Genomic DNA, 13,238 nt, shown 5'->3' on the forward strand with positions numbered 1-13,238 from the left:
AAATTAAAACCGCCGGTTCTACCGGCGGATACTTACTTAATGATGATCGACACCGCGTGATGATTATACAACATACAGCGGATCGGTTTTCATTTTTTCACCGCCTTAAAAACTCCATTGATCAAAGCCTCTCTTCATATACAGAAACTATACTTCGAAAAACAATACCGTAGTATATGTATAATTCCCTCCAAAAAGGAAAGGATGAAAAATAAAAATGGAAAAGTGAGGGAATGTTAGTGATTTGTCCGAATTGTCGCAGCAAGAATATCGGAATTATCGGTCCTGAGCAATATTATTGCTGGGATTGCTTCATTGAATTATCTGTCCAAAATGATATGCTGCATTTGCATGAAGTAGAAATGGATGGATCGTTAAGCTCATTAGATGATTTATTTTCTGATGAGGAAAGACGTGTAGAAAGGTAATGAAGTCCAATCAAGCCAAAATTCGTCTCGTTCTGCAACTGATTATTCTTTGCTTAGCAGTTCTGTTTCTCTATTTAATGTACATCCTGTTTCCTTTCTATAAGCACGTGCTTATTGTCATTTTACAGGTGTTGGCACCATTTTTAATCGCAGGATTAATCGCATATCTATTACATCCAGTTGTCGAAAAACTGCATCATTTTCGTATTCCAAGACCATTGGCTATTATTTTCATATATATCCTTTTTTTCGCACTTACTGGGTATGGTATTTATATATCATTTCCAATGTGGATGAAGCAAATACAGGAAATGCAACAGAATATCCCACAATATGTAGATGCTTATCGCACATTTATCTATGATATTTATGATCAAACATCATTTCTGCCAGAGGGATTTCATGATCATTTAGACCAACTCTTTGAAAATATTGAAACAACATTAGGGGAACAGTTTACCAACCTATTGAAAAATATCCCTTTGTTGTTTGATATTTTTGTCATGGTAGCAGTGATCCCCATTTTAGCTTTTTACTTTCTAAAGGATTATCAGAAATTGCAGAGAAGCATACTAAGAATGATCCCGCAAAAATATCAAGCTTTCACGAAAAAATTAGCACTTGACATGGAAGAAAGCCTTGGTCAGTATATTCGCGGTCAAATATTAGTCTGTTTTCTTGTAGGCTTAGTGAGTTACTTTCTGTTAAGATGGGTTGGGATGAATTATGCAGTTGTGTTGGCAACAATTATTGGTTTTACCAATTTCATTCCTTATTTTGGACCGATCATAGGAGCTATCCCTGCTGTGTTAATTGCATTTACCATGTCAACGAAAATGGTGTTTTATGTACTGTTGGTCGTGCTAGCAGTCCAAATAACAGAAGGTAATCTACTTTCACCATTTATAGTAGGAAAAAGCATTCACATACATCCTGTGTATTTAATTTTGGCATTATTTATTGCAGCAAAGACCGCAGGAGTGGTTGGGATGATTTTTGCAGTTCCATTCCTAGCTGTTGCTAGAGTAGCCGTGCCTTTAATGGTTAGACAAGTGAAAGCAATTGACAGATAGCCTAAAGTTATCTATAATATGCTAGCGAAGTTAAATAAATCAAAAACGATGAAAAACCTGAGTACTGGATTATCGTTTCAAAGAGAGGAATTTCCGTGGCTGAAAGAAATTCTAAATGCTCTGATTCAGGAAGCTAGTTTGAAGTGCAGCGAAATACTGCCGGTTCCATCACCGTTACAGATGTTAAGGTGACAGTCACGTTGACTGTAATTAGGGTGGTACCGCGGATATAACTCTCGTCCCTGCTGATTAAGGCAGAGATGGGAGTTTTTTTATTGGAAATTAAGCAAATAAACGGAGGCGATTAATCATGAAGCATTTAACATCTGCTCAAGTGCGACAAATGTTTTTAGACTTTTTTAAAGAAAAAGGTCATGGTATTGAACCTAGTGCATCATTAGTACCAAAAGATGATCCGACATTATTGTGGATCAACAGTGGTGTGGCAACCTTAAAAAAATATTTTGATGGTCGAGTAGTACCAGAAAATCCTCGTATTGCCAATGCACAAAAATCAATTCGTACGAACGACATCACCAACGTAGGCTATACAGCAAGACACCATACTTTCTTTGAAATGTTAGGTAACTTCTCGATTGGTGACTATTTCAAGGAAGAAGCAATCGATTTTGCCTGGGAATTTTTAACCGGTGACAAATGGATTGGCTTTGATCCGGAGAAACTATCGGTTACCGTACACCCGGAAGATGAAGAAGCATATGTGCTATGGCGTGATAAAATCGGCTTACCCGAAGAACGCATTATTCGACTAGAAGAAAACTTCTGGGATATTGGGGAAGGTCCTAGTGGGCCAAATACCGAAATTTTCTATGACCGTGGCGAAGGATATGGTAATGATCCAAATGATCCGGAACTGTATCCAGGCGGTGAAAATGAACGTTATTTAGAGATCTGGAACCTAGTGTTTTCACAGTTTAATCATAATCCGGATGACACATATACACCATTACCGAAGAAAAATATTGATACCGGGATGGGACTTGAGCGTCTAGTTAGTGTGATCCAAGATACGAAAACAAATTTTGAAACAGACTTATTTTTACCGATTATTAAAGAAACAGAAAAGTTCGCTAATACTAATTATCAAGCAAAAGAAGAAACAGATGTGGCATTTAAAGTGATTGCTGACCATATTCGTACTGTAACATTTGCGGTGAGTGATGGCGCATTACCTTCAAATGAAGGTCGTGGCTATGTATTGCGTCGTCTCCTGCGTCGTGCTGTGCGCTATGCTAAACAAATTGGAATAGAGAAGCCGTTTATGTATCAGCTTGTTCCGACGGTAGGAGCGATTATGGAAGCTTTCTATCCAGAAGTGAAGAATAAAACAGACTTTATTCAAAATGTGATGAAAACAGAGGAAGAACGATTCCATGAAACATTACAGGAAGGCTTACAAATCTTAAACACGATCATTGAACAAGAGAAGGCAAAAGGAAATAAAGTATTCCCTGGTGAGGAAGTCTTCCGCCTTTATGACACGTATGGATTTCCAAAAGAGTTAACAGAAGAGTATGCTAGTGAAGCAGGATTTACGCTTGACGTGGCAGGATTTGAACAAGAAATGGCCAAGCAACGTGACAGAGCACGAAATGCTCGTCAAAAAGTCGATTCCATGCAAATTCAGGATGGCGTATTAAATGAAATCAACGCAGAAAGCTCTTTTGTAGGTTATGAATACTTACAAGCAGAAACAACGGTACTAGAAATGGTTGCTGATAAAGATCGAGTAGAATCTGTAACAGCAGGAAGTGAAGCATACGTTATCTTAGCTGAAACACCTTTTTATGCTGAAAGTGGTGGTCAGATTGCTGATAAAGGTACGATCTCCTTTGACGGTGGACATGCAGAAGTACAAGATGTACAGAAAGCTCCTAACGGACAAAACCTTCATCGTATATTGATTCAGGAAGGTACGCTAACAAAAGGACAGGCTGTAAAAGCACAGGTTGACAAAAACTCCCGTCAGTACATCATTAAAAATCACACGGCAACACACCTTTTGCATCAAGCTTTAAAAGATGTATTAGGGGAACACGTTAATCAAGCCGGTTCATTAGTAGCGAGTGAGCGTCTGCGTTTTGACTTCTCTCATTTTGGTGCGGTAACAGAGCAAGAAATTACCGAGATTGAACAGAGAGTCAACGAGAAAATTTGGGCTTCTATTCCGGTATCTATTAGTAATAAAGGAATTCAAGAAGCTAAAGAAATGGGGGCTATGGCCTTATTTGGCGAAAAATACGGCGATATTGTACGTGTAGTCCAAATCGGTGATTATAGTATTGAGTTATGTGGTGGTTGTCATGTTCAGAACTCTGCCGAAATTGGTTTATTTAAGATTGTTTCGGAAGCAGGAATTGGCGCAGGTACCCGAAGAATCGAAGCAGTAACAGCTAAAAGTGCTTATCAATATGTGAATGGTAAACATCAATTGTTACAAACTGCTGCAAATCAACTGAAAACAAAAGAAGATCAAGTACCTGAACGTATTGAACATCTATTTAATGACATGAAAGAACAAAATCGTCAAATTGAATCATTACGAGCCAAGCTTTCCCAATTAGAGGCTTCATCGATCCTTGATGATGTTCAAGAAGTAAATGGAGTAAACGTGTTAGCGAAAAAAGTGGATGTTTCTGATATGAATCAATTGCGTCAAATGGTAGATGAAATGAAACAAAAATTAGAATCAGGTATTATTTTGCTTGCTGCGGTCAATAATGACAAGGTACAGTTAGCATCAGGAGTTACCAAGGATTTAGTAGCGAAAGGGTATCATGCTGGAAATTTAATTAAAGAGACTGCTAAGATTTGTGGTGGAGGCGGTGGAGGCCGTCCAGATATGGCACAAGCTGGTGGTAAAGATGCGACTAAATTATCAGAAGCTCTTGCTTATGTAGAAAAATATGCGCAAGAGGTACAATAATTTTGGTAATTTTTATTAATAGAAGGTATAATAGATAGATACAAATCGTTGTAATATTATTTGGGGGTGCTTCCATGGATGGAATGGACAAGACAATGAAATTTGATTTTTCTGAAGAGCCCATTGAGCAGAATGTGGAAGAAGTGTTGTTGTTAGTGCATAATGCGCTCGAGGAAAAAGGATATCATCCAATCAATCAAATTGTTGGATATTTATTATCAGGTGACCCGGCTTATATTCCACGACATAAGGATGCACGAAATTTAATAAGGAGAATTGAGCGCGATGAAATCATTGAAGAATTAGTCAAGTATTACATTAGCGCCAATAACAAGAAATGACAAAAGTATTAGGACTAGATGTAGGATCAAAAACGATCGGTGTGGCGATCAGTGATGCATTAGGGTGGACTGCCCAAGGTTTAACAACGATTCATTGGCAGGAACCAGATTATAAATCGGTACAAGATACGTTTAAACAATTGATCGATGAACATACTATAGAAAAAGTCGTCATTGGCTTACCTAAAAATATGGATGGTTCAATCGGCTTTAGAGGTGAAGCATCGCAAGATTTTGCGAAGTTTATAGAAGATACCTTTTCAAAAGAGGTTATTCTTTGGGATGAACGACTCACAACATTGGCTGCAGAGAAGGTTTTATTAGAGGCGGATATGAGCCGTTCAAAACGCAAGAAAGTAATTGATAAGATGGCAGCCGTCATGATTTTGCAAGGTTACTTGGATAGTCAACCATGAAGGAGGATTACAAATGGCACTAGAAGAAAAAGAACGTATCATCATTCCTGATGAGAACGGCGAAGAACATTTATTTGAAGTTCTGTTTACATTTGATGTCGATCAGACACAAGAATCTTACGTAGCAGTAGTACCAGCTGAACAGAAAGAAGACGAAGAAGTAGAAGTATTCGCATTCCGTTACGAAGAGAAAGAAAACGACGATGATCTCGCTTTGTATCACATTGAATCTGATGATGAATGGGACATGGTCGAAGAAGTATTAAACACAGTAGCAGAAAACGATCTAACAGAATAAAAAGAACAAAACTGACTGGGGTTGCCAGTCAGTTTTTTATTGTTGTCGCATTGAATTCAACTGGTTACAAAGGAATGCTATGTCGCAATAAACAAATGCAATAATGATAAAAAGGTGAACTTTTTAAAAGAGGTAAGCTAATATATTTAGTATTCATCGAACTATGATAAACTAACTTCTTACGCGGAAAACTGTTGATTTGCACGGATAGATTTCCCTGTTAATTAACCTTTACACGGAAATCTTACAGCTTAATTTGGCTGTTTTCCTCGTGAAACGGGCTTTTCTCAGTTGATTCTAAAGTTTAACGGGTGCACTAAGTCTTTTTTCGTTTGGAAAGAGAGAATAAAATTGGTGCATCAACCGGATAACCTCGACTCCGACTGTCCACTTTCCTTTCTGTGGGTTTTGGCCCTTCAGCTAGCTTTTTTTTCGAGCCAAAATTATTCGACAATGTGGATCTTCATGTCAGATCCATTGTAGTGATATTTATTACTTCCTTTTTTTCCGTATGTTTCCCTTTTGCAAAATTTGTAGTATAATATATCGGGTGAAAGGGGAGACCTATATGAGTAATGATAAAAGTAAAGAAAAAGAAGAGAAAAACAACAAGTCTAAAAAGAAACTTACATATAAAGAAATTTCTCAAGAACGGGCGAAAGAAGCTAGTGTTGCACGAAGAATTATCTTAATTGTTTTTATCGTGTTAACAGCAGTTATCATAATTGGCGGCTTTAGCGGTTATAAGTACGTAAAAAAAGGTTTAACACCAGTTGATCCGGACAGTGATGAAACGGTCAATGTTACGATACCATTAGGATCATCAAGCTCAGATATTGCTAATATATTGGAAGATGAAGGTATTATTTCCAATAGTTTGATCTATCGTTTTTACGTTAAATTTAATAATGCTGCTGATTTTCAAGCAGGGGATTACAGTTTGTCACCTTCCATGACGTTAGCAGAAGTGACAGAAGAGCTGGGAACAGGGTCGCTTCAGCAAGAAGCACAATTACGTGTTACAGTACCGGAAGGTAGAAATATTGAAGAAATTGCATCCATCTATCAGGAACATGCAGGAATCGACAGTGAAGAATTTTTAGAAAAAATGACAGATCAGTCATATATCGAAGGTTTGATCGAACAGTATCCAAATGTATTAACGGAGGAGATCTTAGCAGAAGATATTATTTATCCATTAGAAGGATATTTATTCCCGGCAACTTATGCATTTTATACGGATGAACCTACTATCGATGATATCATTACCCAAATGCTCAATAAAACCAATGACGTTGTTGTTGCATACTATGACCAGATAGATGCACTAGATCTCTCCATCCATGAAGTGATTACTTTCGCATCTTTAGTAGAGGAAGAAGCACCATCTGAAGAAGATCGAAGAGAAATCGCGGGCGTGTTTAATAATCGATTGAAAGAAGGAATGAAATTACAAACAGACCCAACTGTTATCTATGCCCATGGAGAGCATATTTCAAGGTTAACGTATGATCATTATGAAATAGATTCACCATATAATACGTATCAAGTACAAGGATTACCAGTTGGTCCAATTGCTAACTTTGGGGAAAGCTCTTTATCTGCAGTGCTTGATCCTGAAGAAAATAACTACTTATACTTCTTAGCAGATTCAGATGGAAATGTACATTATTCCACTACGTATGAAGAACATCAAAACCTGGAAGATGAGTATATTCATAACGAGGAATAGCAAAGCAGGGGGAAACTGCCCCTGCTTTTTACCTTGTTTTAGAAGGGAATGACAAAAAATGAATCATACAGATGTAATCAAATATCTGGATACAATAACGCCAAACCAACCTGATTGGGTTTACCAATTAGAGGAAGAAGCGGAGCAAAATCATGTACCGATAATGGATAAACAAGGGATTGCTTTCATCCAACAATTGATTCGTCTCCATCAGCCAACCAAAATACTTGAAATTGGCACTGCAATCGGGTACTCTGCTTTAAGAATGTTAGAAGCAAAATCTGATGCCCAAATAGTCTCGATCGAAAGAAACCAGGAAATGTATGATCGGGCGGTAAAAAATATACAGGTGCAGAATCAAAAGGAACATATTGATGTTATTTTTGGGGATGCTTTAGAGGTAGATGAAAAAGTTGCAGCAAAAGGACCATTTCAAATGATTTTTATCGATGCAGCAAAAGGGCAATATCGCCACTTTTTCGAAAAATATGAACAAACACTTGCTGATAAAGGCATGATTGTGACTGATAACGTCCTTTTTAAAGGATGGGTTGTAAGTCCTGAAGAAGCGCCGAAAAGGTTACAAAAGCTTGCAAATAAAATCGATCAGTATAATCAATGGTTATTGCAGCATCCGGCTTATCATACTACTATTTTGCCGGTTGGAGACGGTGTGGCAATCAGTGTGAAAAAGTAAAAGTAGAGGTGCACAACATGAGTAAGAAAAAACCAGTTATAATCGGAGTTGCAGGTGGATCGGGATCAGGGAAAACCTCTGTAACAAAAGCCATTCAAAATCGTTTTACAGATCAATCTGTGCTTGTGATTGAGCAAGATTATTATTATAAGGATCAGTCAGATATTCCAATGGAAGAACGACTGCAAACAAATTATGATCATCCATTAGCTTTTGATAATGCTCTCTTAATTGAACATATTAAGAAGTTATTAGATCATCAACCAGTAGAAAAGCCGGTATATGATTACACAATCCATACTAGATCTGACGATGTGATTCCAATTGAACCAAAAGATGTTATTATTATTGAGGGGATATTAATTCTCGATGATCCTAAGTTGATGGAATTAATGGATATAAAGGTTTTTGTTGATACAGATGCAGATTTACGTATTATTCGTCGCTTATTACGGGATATTAATGAACGAGGAAGATCGATTGACTCTGTGATTAATCAATATATCCAAACCGTACGTCCTGCACATTTACAATTTATTGAACCTACTAAACGATATGCAGATGTTATTATTCCTGAAGGTGGACAAAACGTGGTTGCTATTGATTTATTAGCAACAAAAATCGAAAAGATATTAGAGCTTGAATAAAATCCAAAGGTTTCTAAATAGGCGCTCTGCGCTTTTCTTAAATACTATAAATAAAACTATTGAAAAAAATGAAAAAATTTGAGATAGTAGTGGTTAGTAAATAAAGCATTTACATAATGATAAATGCTGTAAAAGAGTGTTCTTTTTTAAGCAGATATCATAAAATGTAAAGGGTATTTGCATAACTGATTCAAAGCAGTAGATTGAAGGAGTGTAGGATCATGCCAGAAGAAAAAGAGTTTTACATGACAGAAGATGGTTTGAAAAAATTAGAAGAAGAATTGGAATATTTAAAGACAGAACGAAGACAAGAAGTTGTAGAACGCATCAAAATTGCTAGAGATTTCGGTGATTTATCTGAGAACTCAGAATATGATGCAGCTAAGGATGAACAGGCTTTTGTTGAATCTCGAATTGTACAAGTAGAAAATATGATTCGAAATGCAGTTATTATTAAAGATGAAGATGTAAACCCTGATGTTGTATCATTGGGTAGAACCATTACATTTCAGGAATTGCCTGATGGTGAAGAAGAAAGCTACACTATCGTTGGTAGTGCAGAAGCAGATCCTTTTGAAGGAAAAATTTCCAATGATTCTCCTATCGCCAAAAGTTTATTGGGTCACTCCATTGGAGAAGAAGTGGTGGTACCGACCCCAGCTGGTGATATGAACGTAAAAATAATTAGTGTACAGTAAGTTAGTAATAAAAATGGATGTCTGTTAAAAATAGACATCCATTTTTCATTAATGAATAATATAGTGATATGAAGCTAGTTTCTCGCTCCTAGGTTAACACGCATTACATGTTAGAAGAAAATAATAATGGTTTAAGTTCTTTTTCAATGAAATATTCTTTGTTCTTAGCGAGTATAAATTGAAAGACAAGCTCTTCCGTAACTGAACAGAATTGCAGCGTGGTGTCATCGAGAAAATGAATAAATAAGACCTGGTTCTCTTTATCATAGCTAATCGATTCAAAGGTAGTTAGTTGCCATAAATTGCGATCAAACGTAGTCGTTCTCAACATAGCACACGCTCCTTACTTTTTCTTTCATTTATTATATTCCATATCTATGGACAAACTCCTGCAAGTATGACAAAAAAAGAAAAAAATCGATCGATTTTCCTAAAAATAGGGCTTGTCATGGTGAAAGAAAATAATTTTTAGTATAATTACGATTGGGAGGGTGGAAAAATGGCGGATGAATTTGGAAGAATTACACGAAAAGATAGGTTTGAGAAAAAAAGAACAAACACAAAAGCTATTACATGGTTAAGTATTGTTGGTGGAGTCTTAGTTATTGTGATCATTTCACTTATTGTTTTTGGTGGAGGTGATCCAAACGAGCCAGTAGCCAATGATGATGATGAAAATAATGATACAGAAGAGATCCAAGATCAGGATCCGGATGAACATACATTAGCAGAAGACCAGGATGAATCGAAATTGGAAGTGGAAGAGGAAGAATTGGAAGTAGAAGAGAATGAAACAGAAGAAGAGGAGAAGGAACAAAATAACGAGAGTGTTCAGCTTAATGAAGTAGAATCAGATAATGAAAATGTTAGTTATGCATATGAAGGAAATTGGGAGCCAATTGGTACGGAACAAGAAGAGCCTCATACGACAACATTTGAGAAAGAAACGGTTGACTGGCAGGAAATGATGAAAGCTGTGGAAGTAGCAACAAGTATTCCGACAGATGAACAGGTTACCTGGTGGTTTGGCCGAGCTGGAGATCAGAAGGTAGAAGCAACTGTTTCACCTAGATCAAATCAGTCTGAAACGTACCGCGTGACAATGCAATGGGTGGAAGAACAAGGATGGCAACCACTCTTAGTGGAAGAACTAATTGAAAATAAATACAACGACAACTCGAGTGATAATGAAGATGAAACAGATGAAGAAACAACAAGTACAGAGTAGGAGGACGAAACATGATTGGTATCATCGGCGCAATGGATGAAGAAGTAGAACTACTTAAGGAGAAAATGGACATAACAGAAACAGAGAGAATTGCCAATAGTGATTTCTTTGTCGGTAAATTAGAAGGAAAGGACGTAGTATTATTAAAATCAGGTATCGGCAAAGTGAATGCTGCGATTGCTACGACTATTTTATTTGAAAGATATCAGCCTGACTATGTGATTAACACTGGATCAGCAGGTGGATTTCATCTCGATCTGGAAGTAGGGGATATTGTTATATCTACGGAGGTAGTACATCATGATGTAGATGTAACTGCATTTGATTATAAGTATGGCCAAGTTCCGGGCTTACCTGCATTATTTCAAGCAAATCCAATATTAATCGAAAAAGCTATGCTAGCCGCCAAACAATTAGATGGGATAGAAGCAATGAAAGGCTTAATCAGTACGGGAGATGCATTTATGCAAGACGAAAAGAAAGTTCAATTCGTTCGTGAAAAATTCCCAGAAATGATTGCAGCAGAAATGGAAGCAGCAGCGATTGCCCAGGTATGCTACCAGTACTCCAGACCATTTGTTATTATTCGAGCACTATCAGATATTGCGGGGAAAAACTCTTCGGTATCATTTGATACCTTCCTTGAAAAAGCAGCGACAAATGCAGCGAAGATAATTATCGATGTTGTTAGAAATACGAATAAGGAATAAGAAATAGCTGTCGAAACTTCGACAGCTATTTCAGTTCATTACGGTAATACTCATGAAATACTTTCATCAAAGCTCTTTTTTCAATACGGGACACATAACTGCGCGAAATATTTAACTTTTTGGCAATTTCTCTTTGTGTTAATTCATCTGTCTTTCCTAATCCAAAACGGTCAATTATCACTTCTTTTTCCCGTTTATCTAACACACGTAAGTATTTTTGAATCTTTTTTAATTCCATATGCAATTGAATCGCTTCGGTAATATCTTCGTTCTCCGCCTCTAAAATATCAATCAGACTGATTTCATTTCCTTCTTTGTCTTGACCAATCGGGTCTTGTAATGATACATCTTTTTTTGTCTTTTTCATTGCTCTTAAATGCATGAGAATTTCGTTTTCGATACATCTTGCGGCATATGTGGCTAATTTAGTCCCTTTGCCACTGGAATAGCTCTCTATGCCTTTTATAAGGCCAATGGTGCCAATCGAAATTAAATCTTCAGCATCTTCTCCGGTATTTTCAAACTTCTTAACAATATGTGCTACTAATCTTAAGTTGTGTTCAATTAGTTTGTTGCGAGCATTTTCATCGCCTTCCTGCATTTTTTTAATCATTTCCGCTTCTTCATCAGCTGGTAGTGGTTGTGGAAAGGTATTGTTTTTTACATAGGCAACGAAAAATAAAGCTTCTTTAATAATCGCCAAAATCCCGAATAATATTGACAATATGACACCTCCTAGACAGACAGTAGGTATTCGCCCATATTTCATCTTATGCCGAACGTTTGTCCATTGTGTCATATGGACAAGTATAATTTTAGTTGTTTTTTCTAACGGAGTGATTTTTTTGTCCATTATAAAATCCATATAAAAAGCCTTGTGATCCTTATCGGATTACAAGGCTACAAAATATCACTCATCTTTAAAAGAATCTGCATAAGCGTCTCTTGTATTGCCATCATGTGACCAAGGCTTCACACCAGTTGTATGTGCTGCACGTCCGATCATATGAGCAGAAACAGGAGCTGTAAGCAAAATAAAAATAATTCCTAATATTAACTTTCCACTTACAATCCCGTGCTCGACATATAGAAAGATAAACGCACCGATCATAATACCGGAAATCCCTAACGTTGCCGCTTTAGTGGAGGCGTGCAGACGGGTGTATACATCAGGGAAGCGAATGACACCAATAGAGGCCGATAACACGAAAAATGTTCCGATCACAAGAAATAAGATAATAATGATTTGCATGATGAATTCAATCGTCGTCCCTGTCAATGATAACACCCTTTTCTAAATATTTTGCTAAAGCAATCGTTCCGATGAATAATAAGACGCCAATTAATAAGATAACATCATTTAAACGTGTAGTGACAAGTAAAATCGCAACCAGACCAGCCATCCCCATCAAGTTAATCCCAATTGCATCCAATGCGACAGCTCTGTCTGGGTTAGTAGGTCCCTTGACCACGCGGTATAAAAGTAAGGAAATCGATATGGTGATGACAATCATACAAACGATTGTAATCATATTAATGATATCATTCATCTTGTCACCTCCATAATCGCTTTTTCAAATGTTGTTTTAATAGCTTCAATTGCTGTTTCGTTATCATCTATATCCATTGCATGAATATAGATAGTATCATTATTCTTTGAAACAGCTACTGAAAGTGTTCCTGGAGTGAGCGAGATTAATGATGTTAACATCGTAATTTCCCAGTTGTTTTTTAAATCAGTAGGTAAAGCAAAAATGCCAGGCTTATAATCTTTTCGTGGCTTGTATACCCACCTTAATATGTCAATATTAGATATCAATAGCTCTTTTATAAAGAGGAACACCAGTTTAATCATTTTCCAGACGCGTTCCAAGTAAAACGCATCTGGAATAAACCTTCTTAACATAAATAACAGTAATGCCCCAATTATATACCCAGTCAGGAATGATACAAATGTATATGTCTCACCTAAAAACATCCACATGATCGCGATAACTAAATTTAAGATTATTTGAAGAGGCAT

At 36.9% G+C, this 13,238-nt stretch carries 17 protein-coding genes and 1 other annotated feature; of the genes, 12 read left to right on the plus strand and 5 right to left on the minus strand.

From position 1 onward, the window contains the following. The first annotated feature begins 233 nt into the window (after nt 1-233). From GH715_RS08600 to greA, 10 genes are all read left to right on the plus strand, one after another. Complete coding sequence (locus tag GH715_RS08600) at nt 234-428, plus strand: hypothetical protein (protein ID WP_018931499.1); 195 nt, start codon at nt 234-236, stop codon at nt 426-428. Further along, nucleotides 428-1,501, plus strand: coding sequence for an AI-2E family transporter (locus tag GH715_RS08605; protein WP_153835051.1), 1,074 nt, complete (start codon nt 428-430; stop codon nt 1,499-1,501). The genes GH715_RS08600 and GH715_RS08605 overlap by 1 nt, the downstream gene beginning before the upstream one ends. Before the next feature lie 39 nt (nt 1,502-1,540). After that, nucleotides 1,541-1,748: a binding site (T-box leader), on the plus strand. 63 nt (nt 1,749-1,811) lie between these two features. Beyond that, nucleotides 1,812-4,448 (plus strand): alanine--tRNA ligase, encoded by a 2,637-nt coding sequence (gene alaS / locus GH715_RS08610; RefSeq protein WP_153835052.1) that lies wholly within the window; start codon nt 1,812-1,814, stop codon nt 4,446-4,448. Between the two features lie 74 nt (nt 4,449-4,522). Then, a complete protein-coding gene (locus GH715_RS08615) occupies nt 4,523-4,789 on the plus strand; it encodes an IreB family regulatory phosphoprotein (RefSeq protein ID WP_018931502.1) in 267 nt (88 codons plus the stop codon). Next, nucleotides 4,786-5,205: a Holliday junction resolvase RuvX gene (gene ruvX, locus GH715_RS08620; protein ID WP_153835053.1), complete on the plus strand. Its 420-nt coding sequence runs from the start codon at nt 4,786-4,788 to the stop codon at nt 5,203-5,205. The genes GH715_RS08615 and ruvX overlap by 4 nt, the downstream gene beginning before the upstream one ends. Nucleotides 5,206-5,218: 13 nt before the next feature. Continuing rightward, on the plus strand, nt 5,219-5,503 hold the full coding sequence (locus GH715_RS08625; protein ID WP_018931504.1) for a DUF1292 domain-containing protein: 285 nt from the start codon (nt 5,219-5,221) through the stop codon (nt 5,501-5,503). Between the two features lie 568 nt (nt 5,504-6,071). After that, the gene (mltG, locus tag GH715_RS08630; RefSeq protein WP_153835054.1) at nt 6,072-7,235 is read left to right on the plus strand and encodes an endolytic transglycosylase MltG; all 1,164 of its coding nucleotides are present in this window, start codon (nt 6,072-6,074) and stop codon (nt 7,233-7,235) included. A 58-nt stretch (nt 7,236-7,293) separates the two neighbouring features. Further along, nucleotides 7,294-7,932 carry an O-methyltransferase gene (locus GH715_RS08635; protein ID WP_153835055.1) on the plus strand — a complete coding sequence of 213 codons (639 nt, stop codon included), beginning with the start codon at nt 7,294-7,296 and terminating at the stop codon, nt 7,930-7,932. Nucleotides 7,933-7,949: 17 nt separating this feature from the next. Then, nucleotides 7,950-8,579 carry a uridine kinase gene (gene udk, locus GH715_RS08640; RefSeq protein WP_153835056.1) on the plus strand — a complete coding sequence of 210 codons (630 nt, stop codon included), beginning with the start codon at nt 7,950-7,952 and terminating at the stop codon, nt 8,577-8,579. A gap of 221 nt (nt 8,580-8,800) precedes the next feature. Continuing rightward, nucleotides 8,801-9,277, plus strand: a complete 477-nt coding sequence (gene greA, locus GH715_RS08645; RefSeq protein ID WP_153791554.1) for a transcription elongation factor GreA — start codon at nt 8,801-8,803, stop codon at nt 9,275-9,277. A gap of 103 nt (nt 9,278-9,380) precedes the next feature. Here the strand turns inward: greA and GH715_RS08650 are convergent, their stop codons facing one another. After that, nucleotides 9,381-9,608 carry a KTSC domain-containing protein gene (locus GH715_RS08650; RefSeq protein WP_153835057.1) on the minus strand — a complete coding sequence of 76 codons (228 nt, stop codon included), beginning with the start codon at nt 9,606-9,608 and terminating at the stop codon, nt 9,381-9,383. A gap of 168 nt (nt 9,609-9,776) precedes the next feature. On the opposite strand from GH715_RS08650, the gene GH715_RS08655 reads away from it, so the two are divergent. Beyond that, nucleotides 9,777-10,505 (plus strand): YrrS family protein, encoded by a 729-nt coding sequence (locus GH715_RS08655; RefSeq protein ID WP_153835058.1) that lies wholly within the window; start codon nt 9,777-9,779, stop codon nt 10,503-10,505. 11 nt (nt 10,506-10,516) lie between these two features. Further along, nucleotides 10,517-11,215, plus strand: a complete 699-nt coding sequence (gene mtnN / locus GH715_RS08660) for a 5'-methylthioadenosine/S-adenosylhomocysteine nucleosidase (RefSeq protein ID WP_153835059.1) — start codon at nt 10,517-10,519, stop codon at nt 11,213-11,215. A 25-nt stretch (nt 11,216-11,240) separates the two neighbouring features. On the opposite strand, the gene sigK is transcribed toward mtnN, so the two are convergent. From sigK to GH715_RS08680, 4 genes are all read right to left on the minus strand, one after another. Beyond that, nucleotides 11,241-11,939 (minus strand): RNA polymerase sporulation sigma factor SigK, encoded by a 699-nt coding sequence (gene sigK / locus GH715_RS08665; RefSeq protein ID WP_018931512.1) that lies wholly within the window; start codon nt 11,937-11,939, stop codon nt 11,241-11,243. Between the two features lie 186 nt (nt 11,940-12,125). After that, nucleotides 12,126-12,494 (minus strand): monovalent cation/H(+) antiporter subunit G, encoded by a 369-nt coding sequence (gene mnhG, locus GH715_RS08670; protein WP_018931513.1) that lies wholly within the window; start codon nt 12,492-12,494, stop codon nt 12,126-12,128. Continuing rightward, nucleotides 12,475-12,765 carry a Na(+)/H(+) antiporter subunit F1 gene (locus GH715_RS08675; protein WP_153835060.1) on the minus strand — a complete coding sequence of 97 codons (291 nt, stop codon included), beginning with the start codon at nt 12,763-12,765 and terminating at the stop codon, nt 12,475-12,477. Before GH715_RS08675 ends, mnhG begins: the two co-directional genes overlap by 20 nt. Further along, nucleotides 12,762-13,238 (minus strand): Na+/H+ antiporter subunit E, encoded by a 477-nt coding sequence (locus GH715_RS08680; protein ID WP_153835061.1) that lies wholly within the window; start codon nt 13,236-13,238, stop codon nt 12,762-12,764. Before GH715_RS08680 ends, GH715_RS08675 begins: the two co-directional genes overlap by 4 nt.

Source organism: Gracilibacillus thailandensis, from assembly GCF_010994055.1.
In the GTDB taxonomy this organism is placed as follows: domain Bacteria; phylum Bacillota; class Bacilli; order Bacillales; family Amphibacillaceae; genus Gracilibacillus; species Gracilibacillus lacisalsi.

Coding starts and splice junctions, on each gene's coding strand:
- GH715_RS08600 (WP_018931499.1), top strand. CDS start 234: ATGTTAGTGATTTGTCCGAATTGTCGCAGCAAGAATATCGGAATTATC.
- GH715_RS08605 (WP_153835051.1), top strand. CDS start 428: ATGAAGTCCAATCAAGCCAAAATTCGTCTCGTTCTGCAACTGATTATT.
- alaS (WP_153835052.1), top strand. CDS start 1,812: ATGAAGCATTTAACATCTGCTCAAGTGCGACAAATGTTTTTAGACTTT.
- GH715_RS08615 (WP_018931502.1), top strand. CDS start 4,523: ATGGATGGAATGGACAAGACAATGAAATTTGATTTTTCTGAAGAGCCC.
- ruvX (WP_153835053.1), top strand. CDS start 4,786: ATGACAAAAGTATTAGGACTAGATGTAGGATCAAAAACGATCGGTGTG.
- GH715_RS08625 (WP_018931504.1), top strand. CDS start 5,219: ATGGCACTAGAAGAAAAAGAACGTATCATCATTCCTGATGAGAACGGC.
- mltG (WP_153835054.1), top strand. CDS start 6,072: ATGAGTAATGATAAAAGTAAAGAAAAAGAAGAGAAAAACAACAAGTCT.
- GH715_RS08635 (WP_153835055.1), top strand. CDS start 7,294: ATGAATCATACAGATGTAATCAAATATCTGGATACAATAACGCCAAAC.
- udk (WP_153835056.1), top strand. CDS start 7,950: ATGAGTAAGAAAAAACCAGTTATAATCGGAGTTGCAGGTGGATCGGGA.
- greA (WP_153791554.1), top strand. CDS start 8,801: ATGCCAGAAGAAAAAGAGTTTTACATGACAGAAGATGGTTTGAAAAAA.
- GH715_RS08650 (WP_153835057.1), bottom strand. CDS start 9,608: ATGTTGAGAACGACTACGTTTGATCGCAATTTATGGCAACTAACTACC.
- GH715_RS08655 (WP_153835058.1), top strand. CDS start 9,777: ATGGCGGATGAATTTGGAAGAATTACACGAAAAGATAGGTTTGAGAAA.
- mtnN (WP_153835059.1), top strand. CDS start 10,517: ATGATTGGTATCATCGGCGCAATGGATGAAGAAGTAGAACTACTTAAG.
- GH715_RS08675 (WP_153835060.1), bottom strand. CDS start 12,765: ATGAATGATATCATTAATATGATTACAATCGTTTGTATGATTGTCATC.
- GH715_RS08680 (WP_153835061.1), bottom strand. CDS start 13,238: ATGCCTCTTCAAATAATCTTAAATTTAGTTATCGCGATCATGTGGATG.